Source organism: Actinoplanes sp. NPDC000266 (assembly GCF_042899005.1).
Classification (GTDB): domain Bacteria; phylum Actinomycetota; class Actinomycetes; order Mycobacteriales; family Micromonosporaceae; genus Actinoplanes.
Genome location: NZ_JBIAZI010000005.1, coordinates 297,374 through 320,454 on the forward strand (window position 1 = coordinate 297,374; position 23,081 = coordinate 320,454).

The window sequence follows — 23,081 nt, forward strand, 5'->3', positions numbered from 1 at the left end:
TGTCATCGCCGGTGGATTCGGCGTTGGCAAGACGACGCTCGTCGGGTCGGTCTCGGAGATCACCCCGCTGACGACCGAGGCCATCATGACCTCGGCCGGCGTGGGTGTCGACGACAACCGGCAGGTGCCGGGCAAGATGACGACCACCGTCGCCATGGACTTCGGCCGGATCAGCATCGACCGTGACCTGATCCTCTACCTGTTCGGTACCCCCGGCCAGACGCGGTTCTGGTTCATGTGGGACGAGCTGGTCCGGGGCGCGATCGGTGCTGTCGTGATGGTGGATACGCGTCGGCTCGCCGACTGCTTCGCCGCCATCGACTTCTTCGAGCACCGCCGCCTGCCGTACCTGGTGGCGATCAACTGCTTCGACGGCATGCAGTATCACAACGCTCAGGACGTTCGGGACGCGCTGGCGATCTCGAGTGACGTCCCGGTGGTGAGCTGCGACGCCCGCAACCGTGAGTCGACGAAGAACGTCCTCATCTCCCTCGTGGAGTATGTGCTGACGATGCGTCGCACGCGCGCGGTAGCGCCCGCCTGACGATCGGTTGAAGCCCCGCTCCGCTGAGTCGGAGCGGGGCTTCTGCATGCTCAAAATCGGTTGCGGCCACCCCCGGCAGCGCCGATGATCGTCGATCGTGCGTACCTTCCTCACGCTTGGTGACGTGTCCGATGTGGTGGCCGCAGCGCTGGGGAGCCCGCCGGTCGCGCTCGACCGGCTCACCGGCGGCACGAAGAAGGGCGTCTACCGGCTGCGGCTCGGCGACGGCGCCACGGCGATCCTGTACGTGTGGGCCGACGCCGAGAACTACTGGCCGCCGTCGGCAACCGTGCCGGACGACCCGTTCACGGACGCGTCCGGGCTGGAGTTGTTCGAGGCCAACCATGCGGCTCTGGTGGCCGCGCGTGTCCGCGTACCCCATCTGCTGTGGCTCGACCGGGACGCCGGGCTGGCCCTCGTCGAGGATGCGGGTGGCGAGAAGCTCGAGGCGCTGATGGAGCGCGACCCCGCGGCGGCCGAGGCGCCGCTGGCCGAGCTCGGCGAGTCCCTGCGGCGGATGCACACCACCACCAGCCCGGCCTGGGGCCGGCTCGCCGATCTCCGCGGGGCGCGGCCGGCCGAGGACGTCATCCTCGATCGGGCCCTGGCGCACCTCGGGGCGGTGACGCCCCGGGACGGCCGGCTGGCCGAGGCGGCGCCCCGGATCGAGGGCCACGTGCGGCGGCTGCACGCGGCGGTGCGGCCCCGCTCGACGTACGGGCTGGTGCACGGCGAGCTGGGGCCGGACCACGTGCTGATCGGGGCGGGCGGAGAACCCGTGATGATCGATATCGAGGGGCTGACGTACTTCGACGTCGAATGGGAGCATGCCTTCCTGCAACTGCGCTTCGGTCCCTCGTACGGCCGCCTCAAGCCTGTCGATCTTGACCTTGACCGTCTCGAGCTCTATCGGTACGCGCAGGTGCTGGCGTTGATCGAAGGGCCGCTGCGGATCGCCGAGACCGACTTCCCCGAGCGGGACTGGATGCTCCAGCTGGCCGAGTGGAACATCGCGAAGGCGCTCGGCCTACCCGAGTAGCGGGAGCTTGCCGACGATCTTGTCGACAGGGTTGCGGGGACCCACGATGCTGACCGCGGAGTAGTCCAGGCTTTCGGAGCCGGTCTCCTTCACGGCGTCGAGATATTCGGTGTAGACGCGGGTGCTTTGGGCGGCGGCCGGCATGTCGGCCACGAAGAAGTCGGCGCGGGCGGCGGCCTTGCGGCGGATCGTCCGCAGGGTGTCGGCGTCGGCGGCCAGGACGGTGCAGCCCAGCCAGGGCAGACCCGGATGGGTGCCGCCGTCGGCGTCGACCGCGTCGTCGCCGAGCAGGCCCGTCACGGCCCGCGAGGTGGCGGCGGCCGTGCAGATGGCCGCGTTGGCCGCGCGGCCCGGCGCCAGGCCGGCGTCGACCACCACGACCCACTTGAGGCGGGCGGCGCGGGTGGGCGCGCCCTGGTCGATCTCCTCGGCGGTAAATCCGATCATGGCTTCGTCCGTTCTTGTGCCGGTTGCTCTCCCGAAATGCTAGGCAGGTATAAGGTCGTACGGCAATTGATCCGTACTAATGTCGGAAAGAGGTCCGTAATGGCGGATCTGGACGAACTTGATAAGGCGATCCTTCGCGAGTTGCAGTCGGATGCACGGAAGACCAACCGCGAGATCGCGGCCGCCGTCGGCGTCTCCGCGACCACGGCCCTCGACCGCACCCGCTCCCTGCGCCGGCGAGGCATCATCCGCGGCGCCATCCTCGACGTCGACCTACCGGCCATCGGCCGCCCGGTGCAGGCGCTCATCGCCGTCCGCATCCGGCCGCCGTCCCGGCGCAATATAGAGGCCTTCCGCGAGTGGGTGAGCGCCCTGCCCGACACCCTCGGGGTGTACGTGACCACCGGCAACGAAGACTTCATCGTGCACGTGGCGGTGCCCGACAACGACAGCCTCTACGCGTTCGTCATCGACCGGCTCACCGAGAGGCCGGAGGTCGCCGACGTACGCACGTCGATCGTCTACGAGCACATCCGCAACAACCGGATCGCGCCGACAGCGTGATGGCGGCAGCATGGGGGAATGACTGTGCTGAACGGTAGGCAGATCGCGGAGGAGAAGCTCGACGGCTGGGTCTACGTGCCGGGCGGCTTGCAGACCCGCGTACACACCGGCGACTTCGCCACCGGCCTGAAGATCGTGAACGCCATCGGCGAGGTCGCCGAACGCATGAACCACCACCCCGACGTCACCCTGCGCTACACCGAGGTGGACATCCGCCTGACCAGCCACGACGTCCACGGCGTGACCCAGCGCGACATCCGCCTGGCCCGGGCCGTGTCGTCGATCGCTTCGGGCGCCGGTGTGCGCCTGGAGAGCGCGAGCGTCTCCCGCCTGGAGTGGGGGCTGGATTCACCCGCGTACGGCGCTGTGCGGCCGTTCTGGGCCGCGATCCTGGCCATGGAGACACCGGAGGGCCAGGAGGACCTGGTGGACCCGGCGGACGTGCTCCCGGCGATCTGGTTCCAGGAGAGCGGCTCGGAGGAGCCGAGGCAGCGCTGGCACCCGGACATCTGGCTGGAGCCGGCACAGGTGCAGCCGCGCATCGACGCGGCGGTGGCGGCCGGCGGCACGCTGGTCAGCGATGAGGAGGCGCCGGCGTTCTGGGTGTTGGCCGACCCCGAGGGAAACCGGGTCTGCCTGTGCACGTGGCAGGACCGTCAGAGCTGACCTCGTCACGGGTTCTGCCCTCGTTAGAACCGCTGGTCGCGGGGACTGGCCTCAGCGCTGGCCGCAGGGCGCTCCGAGCGGGGGCCTGCCGCTGCACCGGTGCTCCGCGGCGCAGGGCCTACCGCAGCACCGGTGCTCTGCGGCGCAAGGGCCTACCGCTGCACCGGTGCTCCGCGACGCAAGGGCCTACCGCACCACCCGCTCCGTAGCGCAGGGCCTACCGCACCACCCGCGCTCCGCGCAAGGCCTACCGCAGGACCGCCGCCAACTGGGCCTACCGCAGGACCCGCCCTCCTCGGGGGCCTCCGCCTGACCCATTGTCGCGGAAAAGTCCAAGGTCACGCCGGCGCCCTGTGGACAACAACCAGAAGCCTGTGGACAACCCCACGAGGTGAGTCGCCGCCGCTTGGCGGGTGATGGGGTGATGAGGCCGGGTGGGGCCGTGATCGAAGGGCGGCCGCGAGGGCGCGCGGGGGTGCGGCGCGGTTGCGCGCAGCGTGTGGAAGTGCCGCCTGCGGGAGGGCGGCGCGGTCTGGGTCGCCGTGTGGGAGGGCGGCGCGGTCTGGGCCATCGTGTGGGAGGGCGGCGCGGTCTGGGTCACCGTGTGGTGGGGCGGCGCGGTCTAGGCCACCGTGTGGGAGGCGGGGCGAGCTGGGCCACCGTGGCGGGAGGGCGGCGCGGCCGGGCAGGGCCAGGCCGAGTTGGGCGTGCTGGGGTGGAAAAGCGACGGCCGGCGTCCGGGAGGAACCCGAGCGCCGGCCGTCCTTGCTGTCAGCGGGAGCCGTAGCCCGCGTTGTCGTTGCGGTATTCGTTTTCTTCGCCCTGGCCGCCGTCTCGGGTGAAGTCCCAGCCGCCGGCGGACTCGCGGCCCGGGCGGCCGCCCATGGCGAAGCCGCCGATCTCCTGGCCTCGGCGCCAACCGCGGAAGTAGCCCGTTGTGTGTGCGGCGATGCTCGCGGCGTCGCGGACGATGCGCAGCGGGCGCTCCTCGCGCAGCGGGGAACCCGGGACCAGGTTGGCCTGGGGGACCCGCTTCGGGAGGCCGGCGGCCGTCTCGGCGGCCACCGCGGGGGTGGCTGCCTTTTCGGCCGCGCGCCAGCCCGTGTCGTTCGGGTTGGTCCAGTCGAGCTTGTCGGTCTGCTCGGTGTGGCCGGTGAACCAGGCCGAGCGGGCCTGGGCGAAGATCAGCAGGTCGCCGTCGTTGCTGTCGGCCGGCACCGGCGGGGCGATGCTGCGGTCGAGCGCCGTCAGGGTCGAGCTGGTCGCCGTGCCGGTGGGGACGCGGCGGGCCATCGCGTTGCGGCGGGCCTCGCCCTCGACCAGGCGCAGCGCGGGTGGCTCGGTGACCGCGGGCAGGTCGGTGACCGTCGCGTCGAGGCTGTTGCCCGTGTCGACCAGGCGCAGGGCCGGCGGCTCCTTGGGCATGTCCTGCCACGGCGGGCGGACCCGGCCGTCGGCCGGCGGGGAGCTCGTCGAGGCGGCCGGGATGGTCGCCGTGTCGTCGGAGCCGCTGTTCAGCAGGGGCCAGTTGGCGCGCGAACCGGGCTCGGCCTCGGGGCCGCCGGGGCGCTGGGCCGGCATCGGCAGCGAGTAGTCGGTGGCGCTGTTGTTCGGTGGCGGCGTCGACGCGGGCGGGCGGGTCGTCGTCGGGCGCGGCGGGATGACCGTGCGCTGGCGCTCGGCGCGGGCGTTGTTGATCGCCGCGTTGGTGAGCGTGGCCCGGAACGGCTGGCCGGTCTCGGCCGGTGTCGGCGCGCCCGAGGAGGGGGCCGAGGCGCCCGGTGACACCGAAGCGGCCGGGAAGGACGAGCCGGCGCCGGTGCCGCCCAACAGAGGCGAACCGGACGACGGGGCGCTCGGGAACGAGGGAGTGGACGACGAAGAGCCCGGGAACGAGGGCGAGGACGTCGGCGCCACCGGGTTGCGTGAGCCGGGCACGGGGCGTGAGCCCGGCGTGATCGGCGTCATGCCGGGCGGGGGCGGCGGCGTCGAGATGGGCCGGTTGCCGGGGCCGGAGACCGGGCGGCTGCTCGGGGCCGACACCGGGCGGCTGCTCGGCGCCCGGTTGGGGAACGCGGCGGCCGGGGCCGACGGGCGCGGCGCGACCGGGGAGGGCGCCAGCGGCGGCGGGCCGATCGGGTCGGGAGCGACCGGCGGCGATGTGAGCGGCTGCGGTGAGGCCGGGCCGCTGCCGGTGGCGGCGGGCTCGGGGCGGCCGCGACGGCCGAAGGCGGCCACCGCCTGGAGCGAGGACGGCTCGGGGGTGCGGCGGGCGCTCCGGCGGCCGGCGCCGGCCGGTGGCGTGCTGCGGGCGGCGATCGTGCCGATCAGGGACGAGCAGGCGGCGTCGCAGGCGCGGACCGCGGCGACGGCCTGGCGGACCGTCTCGCCGGCGGCGGGGGCGAGCGACTTGTTGATGCCGCCGCGGCGGGGTGACTCGCTGATCGCGACGTGCAGCGCCGTGACGGCGGCGATGATCTCGTCCTCGGTGCCGGCGCCGGCCCGGGTGAGCTCGCGGGCGACCTGCTCGGCGGCGCGCTCGGAGTCGCCCTCGGCGGTGAGCCGGCCGGGCTCGGGCAGCGCGTCGAGCACGGAGAGCGCGAGCGGGTGGGACGGGTCGGGATAGGCCCGCAGGGCCGCCGGGTAGAGCTCGCGCAGGACCTCGCGCAGGGCGGTGGCGGCCGCGTGCCGGCCGTTGAGCAGCGCGACGTGGGCGGCCAGGACGGGCTTGTAGCTGATCAGCTCGCGCGAGACCGGCAAGCCGCTCGCGGTGAGCGCGCCGGCCTGCAGGGCCCGGGCCAGGCCGACCGCCCGCCGGGCGGCGGGCGGGGCCTGCATCTCCTCGACGGAGTCGTCGTCGGCGAAGCGCTCGGCGAAGTCGTCGGTGGTGTCGTCGTCGGCCACGACCAGCGGCCGGCCGGCCGCGGTGAGAAGCGACGTCACGAGGTGGTCGTCGCTGTCGGCGGCGACCGCGGCGTCGGTGAATCCACTCGTCCGTTCCACGAGCAGCGAACCGAGCTCGGCGTACCCGCCGGGATCGTCGCCGATCTCGTGAACGCCGAGCAGTCGTCCTGCGTCGTCAACCACGGCGATGGTCAGCTGCGGAGCCGAGGCCCCACGTACCGATTCATCAGCCGACGCCAGACCGCAGTACACGCGCACGAGCGCCACGGCGTCGTCCTCCCCTCCCCGGGACTTCCCATTGCTGTCGGTGGCCAAGGACTGATGCTCCCTGGTGAGGGGTCAGTCGCGCCAGTCCACAGCGGCAGAGATCTTGCCGATTACCGAGCGCCAGCCCAGACTTGCCTGTTGTGCCCCGATTTTCTTCAATCGGCGACGACCGAAGAATCCGCCCATACCGCCGCTTTCCGCGGAACGGAGGGACTCGTCCAGATCATCGAGGGGCGAGCCCGGCGACAGTGCCAGGATCACCGGCTTGAGCCGGAGCGCGTGACCCAGGTCGCGGGCCACCTCGCCGGCGGCGATGAGCAGTGGAAGATCCCACGTGTCGTGCCCGCCGCGCAGATTTTCCACCACGAGGTCGAGCTCGTAGCGGTCGTCCGGCTGCGGGTCGATGTCCGTCGACTGTACCCGGTCGGCCAGGGTGGCCCAGGAGTCGAGTTGTGCGAGGTCGTGCGGAGCACCCGAACGAATGAAGGAGACCAGCGACTCGGGGGTCTTGAAGGCGAGCAGCCGGCCCTTGTGGCTCAGGAAGAGGGGGACCTCTTCATCCTCCGCCTGGGCGGTCTCCTCGTCCTCGAAGTCGGCCGCGTCGGGCTCGTCGGCGTCCTTGCCGTCGGGGGAACCCTCGGCCAGCAGCGCCTTGTACTCCTCGTCGACGATGATCTCCTCATCGTCGTCGTCCTCGGCCGGCTCGGCCCGCTTGCGCGAGTCGAAGAGGTCGTCCTCCTCCTCGACGGCGGTCTCGGTCGGGGTGATCTCGGAGGCCTTGCGGTAGGCGCGGAGGGTGATGCCGACGCCGGCCGGCAGCGCGATCTCGACCGGCTCGATGCCGACCTCTTCCCACAGCTGCGTGCCGGAGGCCCCGTCAGTGGAGGCGGCCTGCGCCTCGGGCTCGTCGGACTGGCTGGCCACGGTGACCTCCGCGTTGATCGGGCTGTGGGACGGTGAGTCTGCCGACACACCCTAGTGGGCGCGCCTGGGCGCTGACTGACCGTCCCCCACCGAATTGCATTGACCTTTAAAGAACGATCAGAAACCTTTCGGGTGCCACACCGTCTTGGTTTCCAGGAGAGAGGTCATCCGGTCCAGTCCGGGGTCGGCGGACCAGTCCCCGGAGAAGGGCCGCAGAACCCGCTTGAGCGTGCCGGCGGCGGCGCGTTCGAGCTCGGTCGCGAGGTCGCCGTCGGCGTCGTCGACACCGGAGAGGTCGATCGCGTTGACGTCGTCGTGCGAGGCCAGCCAGGGCGCGATCTCGGCGGCGTGTCCGGTCAGGACGTTCACCACCCCGCCGGGCACGTCGGAGGTCGCGAACACCTCGGCCAGGGTGACGGCGGCCTGCGGGTTGGCCGCGATCACCACGACCGTGTTGCCGGTGACGACGGCCGGCGCGACGACGCTGACCAGGCCGAGCAGCGACGGCGGGGCGACCACGGCCACGACGCCGGTCGGCTCGGGGGCCGAGATGTTGAAGAACGGCCCGGCCACCGGGTTGGCGCCGCCCGCGACCTGAGCGATCTTGTCGGACCAGCCCGCGTACCAGACCCAGCGGTCGACCGCCGCGTCCACCTCGGCGCCCTTGACACCCAGGGCCTTGAACTCGGCCCGGCGGGCCTCGAGCATCTCGGCGACGCGATAAAGGACCTGACCCCGGTTGTACGCCGTGGCGCCGGCCCACTTCGGCTGAGCGGCCCGAGCGGCCACGACGGCGTCACGGGCGTCCTTGCGGGAGGCGAGGGAGACGTTGTCGCCGTCCACCAGATAGGTCCGTCCTGATTCGCTGCGCGGGAACTTCCCGCCGACGTACAGCTTGTAGGTCTTGCGCACGGAGAGGCGCACCGATGACTCAGGCAAGGTACGCCTCCAGGCCGTGACGGCCGCCCTCGCGGCCGTACCCCGATTCCTTGAAGCCGCCGAACGGCGACGTGGGGTCGAACTTGTTGAACGTGTTGGCCCAGACCACGCCGGCCCGCAGCTTGTCGGCCACGGCCAGGATCCGGGAGCCCTTCTCGCTCCAGACGCCGGCCGAGAGGCCGTACGGCGTGTTGTTGGCCTTTTCGATCGCCTCGGCCGGGGTGCGGAAGGTCAGCACCGACAGGACCGGCCCGAAGATCTCCTCGCGGGCGATCCGGTGGGCCTGGGTGACGCCCGTGAAGATCGTCGGAGCGAACCAGAAGCCCCGGTCGGGCAGCGGACATTCCGGCGACCAGCGCTCGGCGCCCTCGGTGGCGCCAATTTCCGACAATTCGGTAATCCGGGCGAGCTGGGCCGCGGAGTTGATCGCGCCGACGTCGGTGTTCTTGTCGAGCGGGTCGCCCACACGCAGCGTGGACATGCGGCGCTTGAGCGAGTCGAGCAGCTCCTCGGCGATCGACTCCTGCACCAGCAGCCGCGAGCCCGCGCAGCACACGTGGCCCTGGTTGAAGAAGATGCCGTTCACGATGCCCTCGACGGCCTGGTCGATCGGCGCGTCGTCGAAGACGATGTTGGCCGCCTTGCCGCCGAGCTCGAGCGTCAGCTTCTTGCCGGTGCCGGCCACCGAGCGGGCGATGGCCCGGCCGACCTCGGTCGAGCCGGTGAAGGCGACCTTGTTGACGTCGGGGTGCTCGACCAGGTAGCGCCCGGTGTCGCCGGCGCCGGTGACGATGTTGACCACGCCCGGCGGCAGGTCGGCCTGGCGGCAGATGTCGGCGAAGAACAGCGCCGAGAGCGGCGTCGTCTCGGCCGGCTTGAGCACCACGGTGTTGCCGGTGGCCAGCGCCGGGGCGATCTTCCAGGCCAGCATCATCAGCGGGAAGTTCCACGGGATGACCTGGCCGGCCACGCCCAGCGGGCGCGGGTCGGGGCCGAAGCCGGCGTATTTCAGCTTGTCGGCCCAGCCCGCGTAGTAGAAGAAGTGCGCGGCGACCAGCGGCAGGTCGACGTCGCGGGACTCCTTGATCGGCTTGCCGTTGTCGAGCGACTCGAGGACGGCCAGCTCGCGGGAGCGCTCCTGGATGATCCGGGCGATCCGGAACAGGTATTTCGCGCGCTCGGAGCCGGGCAGCGTGGACCAGCCCTCGAAGGCACGGCGAGCGGCGGCGACGGCGCGGTCGACGTCTTCCGGCCCGGCCAGGGCGACCTCGGACAGGACCTCTTCACTGGCCGGGTTGATCGTCTTGAACGAGTCCTTGGCCTCGGTGAAGGAACCGTCGATGAACAGCCCGTAGGACGGGGCGATGGAGACGACCGAGCGGGACTCGGGTGCGGGAGCGTATTCGAACATCGGCCTCAGTCCAGGGTGAAGTAGTCCGGACCGGCGTAGTGGCCGGTGGTGAGCTTGGTGCGCTGCATCAGCAGGTCGTTGAGCAGCGAGGAGGCGCCGAAGCGGAACCAGTCGGGGTCGAGCCAGTCGTCGCCCACCGTCTCGTTGATCATCACGAGGTATTTGATGGCGTCCTTGGTCGTACGGATGCCACCGGCGGGCTTGACTCCGACCTGGCGCCCGTGACGCGCGCGGAAGTCGCGCACCGCCTCCAGCATGATCAGGGTGACCGGCAGGGTGGCCGCCACCGGGACCTTGCCGGTCGAGGTCTTGATGAAGTCGGCCCCGGCCAGCATGGCCAGCCAGGAGGCGCGGCGCACGTTGTCGTACGTCGCCAGCTCGCCCGTCTCGAGGATGACCTTGAGGTGGGCGGCGCCGCACGCCTCCTTGACCGCGACGATCTCGTCGAAGACCTTGCCGTAGTCGCCGGCCAGGAACGCGCCCCGGCTGATCACCATGTCGATCTCGTCGGCGCCGGCCGCGACCGCGTCGCGCGTGTCGGCCAGCTTGACGTCGAGCGGCGCCTGGCCGGACGGGAAGGCCGTGGCCACGCTGGCCAGGTGGACGCCCGAGCCGGCCAGCACCTCGGCCGCGAACGGGACCATGGCCGGGTAGACACAGACGGCCGCCACCGGGGGGCACGCCGGGTCGGAGGGGTCGGGCCGCAGGGCCTTGGCCGAGAGGGCCCGCACCTTGCCCGGGGTGTCCGCGCCCTCGAGGGTGGTCAGGTCGACCATGCGGATGGCCAGGTCGATGGCTTGGGCCTTGGCGGTCGTCTTCACCGATCGGGTGCCGAGCGCCGCCGCCCTGGCCTCGACGCCCACCTTGTCGACGCCGGGCAGTCCGTGCAGGAAAGTCCGGAGATCAGAGGTGGAATCGGGCAGGCCGGACAGCCTTGACGTCGCTGTCGCAGTCATGAAAACGATTCTACGCGGCCCTCCGACAGTTGATCTTGAATGACCGGTAGGTTGTGCCCCGTGGACGTACTCGTTGTAGATCACCCGCTCGCCCAGACCAGGCTCACCGCGATGCGAAACGCGGACACCGACTCCGGCGTGTTCCGGGCATCTCTGCACGAGCTGACCACCATGGTCGTGTACGAGGCGGCCCGCTCCTTCGCCACCGAGAAATATCCGATCAGCACGCCGGTCGCACCCACCGAGGGCACCCGGCTGGCCAACCCGCCGCTGATCGTCCCGGTGCTGCGCGCCGGACTCGGCATGGCCGACTCGGCGCTGGCGCTGCTGCCCGAGTCGTCGATGGGCTTCGTGGGGCTGGCCCGCGACGAGAAGACGTACGAGCCGCGGGCGTACATGGAGTCGCTGCCGGGTGATCTCTCCGGTCAGCCCGTGCTGGTGCTCGACCCGATGCTGGCCACCGGCGGCTCGCTCCTGCACTGCTGCAAGCTGCTGGTCGACCGCGGCTGCACCGACGTGATCATCTGCTGCGTGCTGGCCGCCCCCGAGGGGGTTGCTGCTCTCGAAGCCTCGGGGTTGCCGTTGCGGTTGGTTACGGCTTCGATCGATGAGGGCTTGAACGAGAAGAAGTACATCGTTCCTGGGCTGGGGGATGCGGGGGATCGGCAGTTTGGCGGGATGCGTCGGTTCTGAGGTGGGGGCTGGGCTTGGTGGTTCGCGCTGCTGAGCTGGCTGGCCTCGCTTCGCTCGGCGGGCACTTCGCCCCTTGAGGCAAATGAGTTGAGCCCGGTTTTCCAACGCCGCACACCCCGCGGCGTCGGAAAACCGGGCTCAACTCATTTGCGGGCGAAGTGCGACTTTGGTTGCGGTCAGAGGGTTAGGTGTATGACCAGCTGGTGGCTTGGCCGTTGCTGAAGGGCATGACGCCGTGGAAGACGGTGGGGGAGCCGGCGAAGACCAGCGGCAGGAAATGGCGGTCGGACTCCCACATCGGCACCTCGCCCGCGAGCACGTCGGCCACCGGCATCCAGTGCAGGCTGCCCTCGTCGTTGCCGGTCAGCGGGGTGCCGCTCCACTTCGGAACGCGGAAGAGGAAGCCGAACCAGTTGGCGCCGCCGCGGCCGAAACCGGGCCAGGAGATCGTGCCCGCGAGATCGATCTCGTCACAGGTGATGCCGGCTTCTTCGAAGATCTCCCGGCGTACGCCCGAGACGACGTCCTCGTCCGGTTCGAGCTTGCCGCCCAGGCCGTTGTACTTGCCGTAGTGGATGTCGTCCGGGCGGGTGTCACGGCGGATCATGAGCACCTGATCGCCGGAGGGTGACAGCACGTAGCCGAGGGTCGCGATGATTGCCTGCACGGGCGCGACTCTATAAGGAAGCAACCGGGATATAACCGTCCTGACGATCGGTCTGCGTGACTGGGGACACTATCGTTTCGAGCCATGACCTCCATCGCGCTCGCCGAGGAACTGCTCCTCCTCGCGTACGACGACCAGACCGGCAAGGCGACCGGATCCCGTATCGGGCTCGACCTCGGCATGGCCGCGGCTGTGCTGGTCGATCTCGCCTTGGCGGGACGTGTCGCGTACGTCGACGGATACCTGAAAGTCATCGACACCCGGCCGATCGGCGACCCGATCGCCGACGCCGTCCTCGCCAAGGCCGCCGAGGACGAGCCGCACACCCCGGCCCAGTGGCTGCAGCGCCTGCGCCACCGCCTGCGCACCCGCGTGCTCGAGGACCTGTGCGCCCGCGGTGTCGTGCGGGACGTGGACGAGACCCAGCAGGGCTTCATCCACGTGCACCGCTACCCGACGACCGACCCCGCCTTCGAAGCCGAGATCCGCGGCCGGCTGGCCACGGCGCTGACCAGCGACGGCCCGACCGACGAGCGGACCGCGGCCCTGGCCACGCTGCTCGTGGCGACCCGCATGGAGCCGGCCCTGCGCCTGCCCGCCGAGGAGGCGGCCCAGGCGCACGAGCGTCTCGAGCAGATCGCCGCCGGCGCCGGCTTCTCGGGCAGCGCCAATCTGGAGGACTCGATCGTCCGCCCGTCCGTCGCCCTCGTGGTGGCGACGCTGGGCCGGGCCATCTCGGCCGCTCTGGGCGCGCCCAAGCCGGCATGACGGGTGTTTGCCGGGCGCGCGAGTAAACGTGCGCCCGGCGAAAATCAGACGCCCAGGGCCGCCGCGATCTCCTGCCGCAGGGTGAGCAGCGAGGACGCCGCGCGCCCGCGGGCCGCGGTCAGGTCACCCTCGCCGGTCGGTTCGACCACTTCGAGGTACGCCTTGAGCTTCGGCTCCGTGCCCGACGGGCGGATGACCGCGCGCGCCGACGACGTGCGGAACGTGAGCACGTTGTTCTCCGTGTCGTCGGAAGTGACCACTGGGGCGCCGAGCAGGGTCGCGGGCGGGGCGCTGCGGGCCCGCCGCATCGCCACCCCGATCTCGGCCAGGTCGTCGACCCGGACCGAGAGCTGGTCGGTGGCGTGCACCCCGAACTCGGTGGCCAGCTCGTCGAGCCGGTCGGCCAGCGTGCGCCCCTCGGCCTTGAGCCCGGCCGCCAGCTCGGCCACCGTGAGCGCGGCCGTGATGCCGTCCTTGTCGCGCACGAGCGACGGGGCGACGCAGTAGCCGAGCGCCTCCTCGTAGCCGTAGGCCAGCTCCTCCGCGGCCCGCACGATCCACTTGAAGCCGGTCAGCGTCTCGGCGTACGGCACGCCCCGGGCGGCGCACAGACGGCCCAGCAACTGCGAGGAGACGATCGTTGTCGCGTACGTCCCCTGGACGCCCCGCCGGATGAGGTAGTCGCCGAGCAGCGCGCCCAGCTCGTCGCCGCGCAGCGGCCGCCACCCGCCGTCGGCGGTGGGGATGGCCACGGCGCACCGGTCGGCGTCCGGGTCGTTGGCGATGGCCAGGTCGGCCCCGGTGCCCTGGGCGAGCGCGAGCAGCAGGTCCATCGCGCCCGGCTCCTCCGGGTTGGGGAAGGCGACCGTCGGGAACTCCGGGTCGGGGTCGGCCTGCTCGGCGACGACCGCGAGGGCCGGGAAGCCGGCCGCCGCGAAGGCCGCCTGCAGGGTGCTGCCGCCCACACCGTGCATGGGGGTGTAGGCGATGGCGAGATCACGCGGGCCGCTTTCGCTGAGCGTGGCCGCGGCGCTCCGGGCGTACCCCTCAATGATCTTGTCTTCGATGAGCGTGCCCGGCTCGCCGAGCGGAACCCCGGACAGGGGGCCGACGGCCCGGATGGCGGCCTCGATGCCGGCGTCGGCCGGGGGGACGATCTGCGCGCCGTCGCCGGCCGGACCGCCGAGCCCACGGCCGAGATAGACCTTGTAGCCGTTGTCCTGGGGCGGGTTGTGGCTGGCGGTCACCATCACCCCGGCCACCGCGTCCAGGGCCCGCACGGCGTACGCCAGGACGGGCGTGGGCAGGGTCCCGGGCAGCAGCAGCGCCTCCCGCCCGGCGCCGGTCGCGACGCGGGCGGTCTGCTCGGCGAACTCGCGGGAGCCGTGCCGCGCGTCGTACCCGATCACCAGCGGTCCCTCGCCGCCCTGAGCGGCCAGCCAGGTGACCAGGCCGGTCGCGGCCCGGGTGACGACCGCGAGGTTCATCCCGTTCGGACCGGCCCGCAGCCGGCCGCGCAGCCCGGCCGTGCCGAACGTGAGCGGTCCGGCGAACCGGTCGCGCAGCTCGGCGGCGGTGCCGGGCAGGCCGTCGATCAGCCGGGTCAGCTCGGCGCGGGTGGCCGGGTCGGGGTCGTCCGCCAGCCAGGTCTCGGCGAGGGCTCGCAGTTCGTCGTCAGGTGCCATCTGAGTTTGATAGCACGAGAGACGAACGTCAGGCGGCGCCCAGGGCGTATGACTTGATCATCTGGTCGAAGATCGGCTTGCTCGCGGCGAACTGCGATTCCTTCGTGGTCAGGTAGAACGAGTACGCCTTGCCGCCGGAGACGACCGCGCCCCAGAGGCCGTGCCGGCCCTCGGCGCCGCTGCCGCACTTGTACTCCAGCACCGCGCCGTCCCGGCCGGCGATCTTGGTCGGGTTGAGGCCGACCCGGCTGTACGGCGTCGTGCAGGACGTCGTGCCCTTCTTGAGGTTGCTCTCGGCGACACCCAGGAACGAGGTCGGCGTGCCCTTCGACTTCTCGATCAGGATACGGACCTTGCGCTTGGCGTCCTGCGGGTCGGCGTAGTCGACCCAGCTGCCGGCCGCCTTGCGGGTCCAGCCGGCGGGCACGAGCACGCTGATGCCGCGTTCCTTGTACGCCTGCGTGGCGAACGTCGGAGCCGCGTTCTCGACGGCCGAGGGCGGGGCCGCGGCCGGCGTCTTGTCGCCGTCTCCGCCGCCGGTCAGGGAGAAGACCAGGACCAGCAGGAGTACGACACCAAGGGCGCCGCCGCCGGCGATCAGCTGTTTCTGGCGTGGCCAGCCCTTGACCGTGGTGACCGCGCGATCGGTGGCCTGGCGGGCCGTGCCCACGGCGTTGTTGATCATCGCCTTGCGCTTGGCCGCCGGGCTCTGCACGACCGTGCCGCCACCCATCGGGTCGCGGGCCGCGCGGGCGCCGTTCCAGGCCTCGCGGGGCGGCAGCACGCTGGTCGTGTCGCCGGTCCGCGCGGGCATCTGCGGAGGGGCCATCATGGCGCCGGTCGGCGGCAGATCGCCCGGGGCGCCGCGACGGCCGGCCGCGGCGTTCTCCTGCTGGAGCTTGGCCAGGTGGTCGGTGAGCGAGTCGTTCGGCGAGAGCATGGCCCGGCCGCCGATCTGGCCGCTGGGCTGCGGCGGGATGGGCTGGGTCTCGGCCGGTGCGGCCGGCGGGCGCGGCGAGGGGACGACCGAGTACGGGTCGGTCATCATGTGCGGCGGGCTCTTGCTGGCCAGCGGGCCGGCCAGCTGCTGGCGCAGCATGGTGCGGGCGGTGCCCACGTCCATCCGCCGGGCCGGGTCCTTCTCGAGCAGGCCCATCAGCACCGGGGTGAGCGAGCCGGCCCGCACGGCCGGGGCCGGCGGGTCCTCGACCACCGCGTGCATGGTCTCGATCGGGTCGCCCTTGTCGAACGGGGGACGGCCCTCGACCGCGGTGTAGAGCGTGACGCCCAGCGAGAACAGGTCGCTCGGCGGGCCGAACTCGCTGCCCATGGCCCGCTCGGGCGAGATGAAGTGCGGCGAGCCGAGCACCATGCCGGGCGTGGTCAGCTGCACGTCGGTGGGCATGCGGGCGACACCGAAGTCGGTCAGCACGCAGCGGCCGTCGGAGCAGATCAGCACGTTGGCCGGCTTGACGTCGCGGTGCAGCACGCCGTGGGCGTGTGCCACCTCGAGGGCGCCGAGCAGCGCGATGCCGATCTTGGCGACGACGCGGGACGCGACCGGCCCGTCCTCGATCACCATGTCGGCCAGGCTGCGCGCCTCGAGCAGCTCCATGACGATCCAGGGGCGGCCGTTCTCGTGCACGACGTCGTAGACCTGCACGACCGCCGGATGCTGGAGGGCCGCGGCCGCGCGCGCCTCGCGCATGGTCCGCTCGTACATCGCGTCACGGTCGCTGGGGGCCAGGCCGGGCGGGAGGATGACCTCCTTGATCGCCACGTCGCGGCGCAGCAGCGTGTCCGCCGCGCGCCACACCGTGCCCATGCCACCGTGGCCCACCGCGGCACGGAGTGTGTACCGGCCGCCGATGAGCGTGCCCGGGGCTGCGCGTCCGCTGGTGGGAGCCGTGTTGCCGCCGCTCCACGTCGGAATCTGAGTCACTGAGGATGCCACCGAGGGGGTCTAGGGGCCGTCGACCAACCCCGCCATCTTGCCGGTTCCGCACCCCGAATTGAAAGTCACGGGGCTCGTGTTTACCTGAACTCGACGGTAGGTGACGGGGAAATCGCATTCGGTGGAGAGATTCGGACGCTGAGTGCAAAAGTCCTCACTCGTTCGCATTGAACGAAGCCTTAGGATCACCGGTGTGAACGCGGAGTCGGGATTCGAGATCAAGCCGGTTTACCGTCCGGGCGACGTTCCCCCTGACGCCCCGATCGGCGAGCCGGGCGAGTTTCCGTACACGAGGGGTGTCTATCCCACGATGTACACCAAGCGCCCCTGGACCATGCGGCAGTACGCGGGCTTCGGCACCGCCGCCGAGTCCAACGCGCGCTACCACCAGCTGCTGGCCGCCGGCACCATGGGCCTGTCGGTGGCGTTCGACCTGCCCACCCAGATGGGCTACGACTCGGACGAGCCGATCGCGCACGGCGAGGTCGGCAAGGTCGGCGTGGCCATCGACTCCATCGACGACATGCGGCGGCTGTTCCACGAGATCCCGCTCGACCGCGTCTCCACCTCGATGACGATCAACGCGCCGGGCTCGGTGCTGCTGCTGCTTTATCAACTCGTCGCCGAGGAGCAGGGCGTTCCCGGTACGGCCCTGCAGGGCACGATCCAGAACGACATCCTCAAGGAGTACATCGCCCGCGGCACGTACATTTTCCCGCCGAAACCGTCGTTGCGCCTGGTGGCCGACACTTTCGCGTACTGCCGTAAAGAGATACCGAAGTGGAACACGATCTCGATCTCCGGCTATCACATGGCCGAGGCCGGCGCGTCGCCCGCGCAGGAGATCGCTTTCACCCTGGCCAACGGCATGGAGTACGTCCGGGCGGCGCTCGCGGCCGGGCTGGCCGTCGACGATTTCGCGCCCCGGCTGTCGTTCTTCTTCGTCGCCCGCACCACGCTGCTCGAGGAGATCGCCAAGTTCCGGGCCGCCCGCCGCATGTGGGCCCGGATCATGCGTGACGAGTTCGGCGCCAAGGATCCCAAGTCGCTGATGCTGCGCTTCCACACGCAGACCGCCGGCGTGCAGCTCACCGCCCAGCAGCCCGAGGTCAACCTCGTGCGGGTGGCGATCCAGGCGCTGGGCGCGGTCGCCGGCGGCACCCAGTCGCTGCACACCAACGCGTACGACGAGGCGATCGCCCTGCCCACCGAGAAATCGGCCCGGCTCGCCCTGCGCACCCAGCAGGTCCTGGCGTACGAGAGCGGCCTGACCGGCACCGTCGACCCGTTCGCGGGCTCCTACGCGATCGAGGCCCTGACCGACGAGGTGGAGAAACAGGCCACCGAGCTGATCGAGCGGGTCTTCTCGTACGGCTCCGCGGTGGACGCGATCGAGCAGGGCTTCCAGAAACAGGAGATCGAGACCTCGGCCTACCGCATCGCCAACGAGATCGACAGCGGCGAGCGCGTGGTCGTCGGCGTCAACCGGTTCGTGGCCGACACCGAGGAGCGCTACGAGCCGCTGCGCGTCGACCCGGCGATCGAGACGGCCCAGGTGGCCCGGCTGGCCCAGCTGCGGGCCGATCGCGACAGTGTGGCGGTCGAGACAGCGCTGGCGGATTTGGCGAAGGCCGCCGGTGGGAACGACAACGTCCTACCGTTGATGAAAGAGGCGTTGCGTCTTCGTGCCACAGTGGGCGAGGTATGCCACACCTTGCGCGGCGTGTGGGGGGTCTACCACCCCGTCGAGCGTTTCTGACGGCTTCTTCCCGTGATCCGGGACCGGCCGTTGAACCGCGTCACCTCAACGGTCCGTAACCGGTTGTAGGCGTGTGCGGGAAAGGCGTTGCACAGTGTCACCTAAAACGGTCTAGGCTGTCGCGCGTTCGTGAAAACCGACAAAACTTGACTAGTGATTCGGAAGCCGACGTGACTACTGCTCTGACGGAGCCCGAAGGGGCCCAGACGGAGTGGCCCGGGCCGTTGCCCGGTGCCGAGCCCCTGCCCGGCCAGCTCGACCGCTGGCTCGCCTCCCGAGGCGCGGAGCTCGTAGCGATCCGACGGCACATTCACGCGCATCCCGAACCCTCCTATCGCGAGTTCGAGACGGCCGCCCTGGTCGCCCGTGAGCTGGCCGTGGCCGGTCTCTCGCCGCAGCTGCTGCCCGACCGCAACGGCGTCATCTGTGACATCGGCCGGGGCGACCGGGTGATCGCCTTCCGGGCCGACCTCGACGCGCTGCCGTTGCAGGACCTCAAGGATGTGCCGTACCGCTCGACGGTGCCGAACGTGGCCCACGCCTGCGGCCACGACGTGCACACCACCGTGATGCTCGGCCTCGGCCTGGCCCTGGCCCAGCTCGACGAGCGCGGCCAGCTGCCGGGCCGGGTGCGGCTGATCTTCCAGCCGGCCGAGGAGTCGGTGCCGTCCGGAGCGCCCCACGTGATCGCCGCGGGCGGCCTCAAGGACGTCGCCGCGATCTACGCGCTGCACTGCTACCCGCAGCTGCCGGCCGGCCTGGTCGGCGTGCGCTCGGGCCCGTTCACCGCGGCCGCCGACATGATCGACGTCAAGGTCACCGGCCCCGGCGGGCACACCGCCCGGCCGCACCTCACGGCCGACCTGGTGCACGCCCTCGGCCGGATCATCATCGACGTGCCGTCCCTGCTGGACCGCCGCATCGACCCGCGGGCCGGCGTCTCCATGGTGTGGGGCGCGGTGCACGCGGGGGAGGCGCCCAACGCCATCCCCGGCGTCGGCGAGGCCCGCGGCACCGTGCGCATCCTCAACCGGGACGCCTGGCGCCAGGCCCCCGAGCTGATCACCAAGCTGATCCACGAGGTCGTCGCGCCGACCGGGGCGCAGGTCGAGGTGGGTTACCACCGCGGCGTCCCGCCGGTGATCAACGACCGGATGGCGTCGGCCGTGATCGCCGGGGCGGCCGGCGCCGCTCTCGGCGCCGACCGGGTGGTCGAGGCCGAGATCAGCATGGGCGGCGAGGACTTCGCCTTCTACCTCGACCACGTGCCGGGCGCGATGATCCGGCTCGGCACCGCCCGCCCCGGCTCGGACGAGAAGCACGACCTGCACCAGGGCGACTTCGACGTGGACGAGAACTGCATCGGATACGGCATCCGGGTGATGGCCCACACCGCGCTCGCCGCCCTGTCGACCGGCGCTTTCTAGGGCCTGTGGCGCCGGCTAGTCCTGGGGCGCCGGCGGCAGAGCCGCCGGCGCCGGACGGGCCCGCCGGAAGCGCCGGAGCAGATAGAACACCGCCCACACCGGCAGGCCGATGGCGATCACCCACGGCAGCAGGGCGCCGAGCACGGTCAGCAGCACCTTCAGCGACGCCAGCAGCGCGTCCCACCCGGCGCCGAGCCCGGCCAGGAAGCCCGGCGGGTCGTCGTCGGCCCCGGCCACCGGGTCGGCGTCCGGGTCGAGGAAGGTGACGGTGATCGTGGAGAGCGCGGTCAGGTCGGCCAGGTTGCGCTTCTTGGCCTGCAGCGACGCCAGGTCGGACTCGCGGGTGGCCACCTCGCGCTCCAGCATCACCAGGTCGTCCAGCGACTTGGCCTGACCGAGCAGCTTGCGCCCGCTGTCGACCCGGGCCTGCTGCACGGCGATCCGGGCGTCGAGGTCGACGACCGCCTCGGTGACGTCCTCGGTGTTGATCTGGCGCTGCTCCTCCTCGCCCAGCTTGGCCAGCTGGTCGACGACCGTGCCGAACTTGTCGGCCGGGATGCGCAGCTCGAGAGTGGCGCTGCCGGCGCCCGAGCCGCTGGTCCGGTTGTCACCGCCGACGAATCCGCCGGCCGTGTTCGCGATGCCCGTGGTCTGCCCGGCCGCGGCGTTGACGTCCTTCACGCGTACCGAGAGAGACCCCCGGTAGATGATCGAGCGTTGCTCGACGCGCAGGTCGGGCGCCTTGGCCTGGCTGTCCTGGCCCTGCGCCGCCTTGTTCTCCTCGGTGGCCTGATCGGGGGCCATGGCCGGCGCCTCGGCGGCGCCGCCCGTGCTCTGTGAGTCGCTGGAATCGGCGCTGCACCCGGCGATCAGGAGGCCGGTCAGCAAGAAGGTCGCCGCGAGATATGTCTTTCGGTTACGGATCGCACGCATGGTGTGTCTCCCTGTCCCCGCTAGAGATGTGGGTTTGGGACGTGCGGCGCCGTCTTCACGGTTCCGGCAGACTGGTCACGAATCGGCAGCGACGGAGGGTCCCATGCGCGTCACCAAGTTCGGGCATTCCTGCCTGCGCATCGAGGGCGAGGGTGTCCTCGTCATCGACCCGGGCAACTTCAGCGAGCGGACGGCGGTCGACGGGGCGGACGCCGTGCTGATCACCCACGAGCATCCCGACCACGTCGATCACGAGACCATCGCCTCGGTGTCACGGGTCTACGCCCACCCCGACGTGCTGGCCACGCTGACGGGTTTCGAGGGCGAGAAGGTTCCGGTGGAGCCGGGTCAGCGTCTGCAGGTCGCCGGATATCAGGTCTCGGCGTACGGCGGTCAGCACGCGGTGATCCACGCGGACATCCCGCGGATCGCCAACCTGGCCTATCTGGTCGCCGACGCGGCCACGAACCTCTACCACCCGGGTGACTCGTTCACCGTGCCGGAGGACACGACGGTGGACACGCTGTTCGCGCCGATCAATGCTCCGTGGATGAGGGCGATGGAGTCGATCGACTTCATCCGGGCGGTCAAGCCCGGACGGGCGTTCGCGCTGCACGACGGGCTGCTCAACGCGAACGGCCTGAAGATCTACGGCGGGCTCTCCGAGCGGCTGTCCGGCACGACGTGGGCGCACGTGGCGCCGGGCACGGTCATCGACTGACGTGCCCAGCGCTACCGACGCACTGATCCAGCGGCTGTACGAGGCGCCGCCGGAGGGCTTCGTCGCGGCCCGCACGGCCGCGATCGAGGACGCCCGCAAGGCCGGGGACAGGGACACCGCCAAGCGGCTGGCCGCGCTCAAGAAGCCGACCGTGGCCGCGTGGGTGGTCAACCTGCTGGCGCTGCGCCGCCCGGAGCTGGTCGAGGAGCTGGCCGACCTGGCCGCCGCGCTGCGCGAGGCCCAGCGCGGCCTGGACGGCGACGCGCTGCGCGAGCTGACCGCCCAGCGCCGGCAGGTGGTGTCGGCCCTGGTCTCGGCGGCCGGCAAGCTGGCCCGGGCCGAGGAGCCGGGCATCAAGCTGCCGCTCGGCGAGGTGGAGGCGACGCTGACCGCCGCGATGGCCGAGCCGGAGATCGCCGCTCAGGTGCGCACGGGCCGGTTGATCCGGGCCGCCACCTACGCCGGTTTCGGCGAGGTGCCCCGCCCTCGGCTCCGGCTCGTCAGCGACATTCCCGATATATCCGACGTCGGTGACGGGGAGGACGGCGAGGCGGGCGATGACGTCGCGGGTGGGGCGGGCGAGGACGCCGAGGTCATCGAGCTGTCGCCGACCTCGTCGCGGGAGCGGGCCGCCGCCGAGCGCCGGCGTCGCGAGCAGGAGCAGCGCAAGCGCGAGCGTGACCAGCGCACGCGGGAGCTGCGCCGGCGTCTGACCACGGCGCGGGCCGACGAGCGGCGGGCCGACGAGCGGCTGGAGAAGGCCGAGGGTGCGGAACGTGACGCTGGTCACGTCGTGGAGGATCTGGACGCCGAGCTGGCCGAACTGGAACGCCGGCGTACCGAAGCACAGGCCGAGGTGGCCCGCCGCAAGCAGGCTCGTCGCGACGCCGAACGGGCCGCCGCGGCGGCCCGGCGCGAGGTCGGAGACGTACAGGCGGCCTTGGAGGATCTTGAATCGGGCGAGTCGGATTGATCTGGTTTGCCGGTCCGATCGGGAAGATTATTTTCCAGAACGGTCCGAGGAGAGCAGAATCGGGCGGGTGACCCCCGAACAGGCTGCCGCCACTGCCAAAACGGGACTCGCCACCATCGTGGGCGCCTTTGCCGAGTCGCCGCAGACACTTCGCCGGGCCCGGCTGCTCGGCCTCTCGGGCTGGGCTTATCACGTCTCGGCGCGCGCCGGCGCGCTCGGTGACGTCCGCCCCGAGACCGTCGCCGCGGCCATCGGCTTCATCGCGCCCGAGGCCGTCATCGACGGCTGGGAGGCGACCGCCAAGACCTCCGCGCCCATGGAGGTGGCCACCTGGCATCTCCACGAGCTCTGCACCTGGGGCGCCGAACAGCTCGGTGGCTTCCCCCGGCTCGGCCGGCTGCACGAGCTGACCCACCGGGTGGTGAGCGCGGTCGACTACGCCGGCCTGCCGCTGTTCGCCGCCTGGCGGGCCATGCCGGTGCCCGAGCAGGGCGCCGGGGCTCAGGCCGCGGTCCTGCTGCACCTGCTGCACGAGCACCGGCTCGGTGTGCACCTGGTGGCCGTGCGGGCCAGCGGCCTCACCCCGCTCCAGGCGATCATCGCCGGGCCCGAGGGCGAGACCGGCGCCGTCGCGTTCGGCTGGCAGCCGCCCTACCCGCCGGCCGGGCCGATCGTGCGCCGGCTCATGTGGGCCGACTCGGCCGCCGACTCGATGGCCGGGCAGGCCTACGCGTCGCTCGACACGGCCGAGCGGGTCGAGCTCATCGGCCTGCTGGAGTCGCTGCGGCACCGCCTGGCCCCATGACGTAATTCGATGGCCGGTCCGCGCCGGTTCGTGGT

22 protein-coding genes are annotated in these 23,081 nt (G+C 71.4%); 12 read left to right on the plus strand and 10 right to left on the minus strand.

Going from position 1 to position 23,081, the window contains the following annotated elements; all coding sequences use genetic code 11:
• Both ACFY36_RS21940 and ACFY36_RS21945 read left to right on the plus strand, forming a co-directional pair.
• Nucleotides 1–544: GTP-binding protein (locus ACFY36_RS21940; RefSeq protein ID WP_499747817.1), on the plus strand; the 544-nt coding region annotated here is incomplete at its 5' end.
• Between the two features lie 94 nt (nucleotides 545–638).
• Nucleotides 639–1,583 (plus strand): phosphotransferase, encoded by a 945-nt coding sequence (locus tag ACFY36_RS21945; protein ID WP_499748198.1) that lies wholly within the window; start codon nucleotides 639–641, stop codon nucleotides 1,581–1,583.
• On the opposite strand, the gene ACFY36_RS21950 is transcribed toward ACFY36_RS21945, so the two are convergent.
• Nucleotides 1,572–2,030: a DUF2000 domain-containing protein gene (locus ACFY36_RS21950; protein WP_499747818.1), complete on the minus strand. Its 459-nt coding sequence runs from the start codon at nucleotides 2,028–2,030 to the stop codon at nucleotides 1,572–1,574. The genes ACFY36_RS21945 and ACFY36_RS21950 overlap by 12 nt on opposite strands.
• A gap of 99 nt (nucleotides 2,031–2,129) precedes the next feature.
• Here ACFY36_RS21950 and ACFY36_RS21955 point away from each other — a divergent pair, with 99 nt between their 5' ends.
• The 3 genes from ACFY36_RS21955 to ACFY36_RS21965 all read left to right on the plus strand — a co-directional run bounded on the left by ACFY36_RS21955 (nucleotide 2,130) and on the right by ACFY36_RS21965 (nucleotide 3,886).
• On the plus strand, nucleotides 2,130–2,594 hold the full coding sequence (locus ACFY36_RS21955; protein WP_499747819.1) for an Lrp/AsnC family transcriptional regulator: 465 nt from the start codon (nucleotides 2,130–2,132) through the stop codon (nucleotides 2,592–2,594).
• An 18-nt stretch (nucleotides 2,595–2,612) separates the two neighbouring features.
• A complete protein-coding gene (locus ACFY36_RS21960; RefSeq protein WP_499747820.1) occupies nucleotides 2,613–3,260 on the plus strand; it encodes a 4a-hydroxytetrahydrobiopterin dehydratase in 648 nt (215 codons plus the stop codon).
• A 497-nt stretch (nucleotides 3,261–3,757) separates the two neighbouring features.
• On the plus strand, nucleotides 3,758–3,886 hold the full coding sequence (locus ACFY36_RS21965; protein WP_499747821.1) for a hypothetical protein: 129 nt from the start codon (nucleotides 3,758–3,760) through the stop codon (nucleotides 3,884–3,886).
• Nucleotides 3,887–4,031: 145 nt separating this feature from the next.
• On the opposite strand, the gene ACFY36_RS21970 is transcribed toward ACFY36_RS21965, so the two are convergent.
• The 5 genes from ACFY36_RS21970 to deoC form a co-directional block, all read right to left on the minus strand.
• Complete coding sequence (locus ACFY36_RS21970) at nucleotides 4,032–6,431, minus strand: transposase (protein WP_499747822.1); 2,400 nt, start codon at nucleotides 6,429–6,431, stop codon at nucleotides 4,032–4,034.
• Between the two features lie 72 nt (nucleotides 6,432–6,503).
• Complete coding sequence (locus ACFY36_RS21975) at nucleotides 6,504–7,355, minus strand: SatS C-terminal domain-containing protein (RefSeq protein WP_499747823.1); 852 nt, start codon at nucleotides 7,353–7,355, stop codon at nucleotides 6,504–6,506.
• Nucleotides 7,356–7,472: 117 nt separating this feature from the next.
• The gene (locus ACFY36_RS21980; protein WP_499747824.1) at nucleotides 7,473–8,294 is read right to left on the minus strand and encodes an aldehyde dehydrogenase family protein; all 822 of its coding nucleotides are present in this window, start codon (nucleotides 8,292–8,294) and stop codon (nucleotides 7,473–7,475) included.
• The gene (locus ACFY36_RS21985; RefSeq protein WP_499747825.1) at nucleotides 8,287–9,705 is read right to left on the minus strand and encodes an aldehyde dehydrogenase family protein; all 1,419 of its coding nucleotides are present in this window, start codon (nucleotides 9,703–9,705) and stop codon (nucleotides 8,287–8,289) included. The genes ACFY36_RS21980 and ACFY36_RS21985 overlap by 8 nt, the downstream gene beginning before the upstream one ends.
• A 5-nt stretch (nucleotides 9,706–9,710) precedes the next feature.
• Entirely contained in the window at nucleotides 9,711–10,661 is a 951-nt protein-coding gene (gene deoC, locus ACFY36_RS21990) for a deoxyribose-phosphate aldolase (RefSeq protein WP_499747826.1), read from the minus strand.
• A 60-nt stretch (nucleotides 10,662–10,721) separates the two neighbouring features.
• Between deoC and upp the strand changes: the two genes are divergently transcribed.
• Nucleotides 10,722–11,354, plus strand: coding sequence for a uracil phosphoribosyltransferase (gene upp / locus ACFY36_RS21995; protein WP_499747827.1), 633 nt, complete (start codon nucleotides 10,722–10,724; stop codon nucleotides 11,352–11,354).
• Between the two features lie 184 nt (nucleotides 11,355–11,538).
• Here upp and ACFY36_RS22000 read toward each other — a convergent pair whose 3' ends face one another.
• Nucleotides 11,539–12,021, minus strand: coding sequence for an NUDIX hydrolase (locus ACFY36_RS22000; RefSeq protein ID WP_499747828.1), 483 nt, complete (start codon nucleotides 12,019–12,021; stop codon nucleotides 11,539–11,541).
• Between the two features lie 84 nt (nucleotides 12,022–12,105).
• Between ACFY36_RS22000 and ACFY36_RS22005 the strand changes: the two genes are divergently transcribed.
• Nucleotides 12,106–12,789, plus strand: a complete 684-nt coding sequence (locus ACFY36_RS22005; protein WP_499747829.1) for a GOLPH3/VPS74 family protein — start codon at nucleotides 12,106–12,108, stop codon at nucleotides 12,787–12,789.
• A gap of 44 nt (nucleotides 12,790–12,833) precedes the next feature.
• Here the strand turns inward: ACFY36_RS22005 and ACFY36_RS22010 are convergent, their stop codons facing one another.
• Nucleotides 12,834–14,474, minus strand: a complete 1,641-nt coding sequence (locus ACFY36_RS22010) for a phospho-sugar mutase (protein ID WP_499747830.1) — start codon at nucleotides 14,472–14,474, stop codon at nucleotides 12,834–12,836.
• A 28-nt stretch (nucleotides 14,475–14,502) separates the two neighbouring features.
• Nucleotides 14,503–16,416 carry a serine/threonine-protein kinase gene (locus ACFY36_RS22015; protein WP_499747831.1) on the minus strand — a complete coding sequence of 638 codons (1,914 nt, stop codon included), beginning with the start codon at nucleotides 16,414–16,416 and terminating at the stop codon, nucleotides 14,503–14,505.
• 205 nt (nucleotides 16,417–16,621) lie between these two features.
• Between ACFY36_RS22015 and ACFY36_RS22020 the strand changes: the two genes are divergently transcribed.
• Together ACFY36_RS22020 and ACFY36_RS22025 are read left to right on the plus strand one after the other, a co-directional pair.
• Nucleotides 16,622–18,187 (plus strand): acyl-CoA mutase large subunit family protein, encoded by a 1,566-nt coding sequence (locus ACFY36_RS22020; protein ID WP_499747832.1) that lies wholly within the window; start codon nucleotides 16,622–16,624, stop codon nucleotides 18,185–18,187.
• A 170-nt stretch (nucleotides 18,188–18,357) separates the two neighbouring features.
• Nucleotides 18,358–19,614: an amidohydrolase gene (locus ACFY36_RS22025; protein WP_499747833.1), complete on the plus strand. Its 1,257-nt coding sequence runs from the start codon at nucleotides 18,358–18,360 to the stop codon at nucleotides 19,612–19,614.
• Between the two features lie 15 nt (nucleotides 19,615–19,629).
• On the opposite strand, the gene ACFY36_RS22030 is transcribed toward ACFY36_RS22025, so the two are convergent.
• Nucleotides 19,630–20,547 (minus strand): DUF4349 domain-containing protein, encoded by a 918-nt coding sequence (locus tag ACFY36_RS22030; protein ID WP_499747834.1) that lies wholly within the window; start codon nucleotides 20,545–20,547, stop codon nucleotides 19,630–19,632.
• A 103-nt stretch (nucleotides 20,548–20,650) separates the two neighbouring features.
• Here ACFY36_RS22030 and ACFY36_RS22035 point away from each other — a divergent pair, with 103 nt between their 5' ends.
• The 3 genes from ACFY36_RS22035 to ACFY36_RS22045 all read left to right on the plus strand — a co-directional run bounded on the left by ACFY36_RS22035 (nucleotide 20,651) and on the right by ACFY36_RS22045 (nucleotide 23,046).
• The gene (locus tag ACFY36_RS22035) at nucleotides 20,651–21,268 is read left to right on the plus strand and encodes an MBL fold metallo-hydrolase (protein WP_499747835.1); all 618 of its coding nucleotides are present in this window, start codon (nucleotides 20,651–20,653) and stop codon (nucleotides 21,266–21,268) included.
• A gap of 1 nt (nucleotide 21,269) precedes the next feature.
• Nucleotides 21,270–22,241, plus strand: a complete 972-nt coding sequence (locus ACFY36_RS22040; protein WP_499747836.1) for a hypothetical protein — start codon at nucleotides 21,270–21,272, stop codon at nucleotides 22,239–22,241.
• Between the two features lie 67 nt (nucleotides 22,242–22,308).
• Entirely contained in the window at nucleotides 22,309–23,046 is a 738-nt protein-coding gene (locus tag ACFY36_RS22045; protein ID WP_499747837.1) for an SCO6745 family protein, read from the plus strand.
• Nucleotides 23,047–23,081: the final 35 nt, after the last annotated feature.

What these genes read in the sequence shown, in the direction of transcription:
- ACFY36_RS21950 (WP_499747818.1), bottom strand. Translation starts at nt 2,030, where the DNA reads ATGATCGGATTTACCGCCGAGGAGATCGACCAGGGCGCGCCCACCCGC.
- ACFY36_RS21955 (WP_499747819.1), top strand. Translation starts at nt 2,130, where the DNA reads ATGGCGGATCTGGACGAACTTGATAAGGCGATCCTTCGCGAGTTGCAG.
- ACFY36_RS21960 (WP_499747820.1), top strand. Translation starts at nt 2,613, where the DNA reads ATGACTGTGCTGAACGGTAGGCAGATCGCGGAGGAGAAGCTCGACGGC.
- ACFY36_RS21985 (WP_499747825.1), bottom strand. Translation starts at nt 9,705, where the DNA reads ATGTTCGAATACGCTCCCGCACCCGAGTCCCGCTCGGTCGTCTCCATC.
- deoC (WP_499747826.1), bottom strand. Translation starts at nt 10,661, where the DNA reads ATGACTGCGACAGCGACGTCAAGGCTGTCCGGCCTGCCCGATTCCACC.
- ACFY36_RS22005 (WP_499747829.1), top strand. Translation starts at nt 12,106, where the DNA reads ATGACCTCCATCGCGCTCGCCGAGGAACTGCTCCTCCTCGCGTACGAC.
- ACFY36_RS22010 (WP_499747830.1), bottom strand. Translation starts at nt 14,474, where the DNA reads ATGGCACCTGACGACGAACTGCGAGCCCTCGCCGAGACCTGGCTGGCG.
- ACFY36_RS22030 (WP_499747834.1), bottom strand. Translation starts at nt 20,547, where the DNA reads ATGCGTGCGATCCGTAACCGAAAGACATATCTCGCGGCGACCTTCTTG.
- ACFY36_RS22035 (WP_499747835.1), top strand. Translation starts at nt 20,651, where the DNA reads ATGCGCGTCACCAAGTTCGGGCATTCCTGCCTGCGCATCGAGGGCGAG.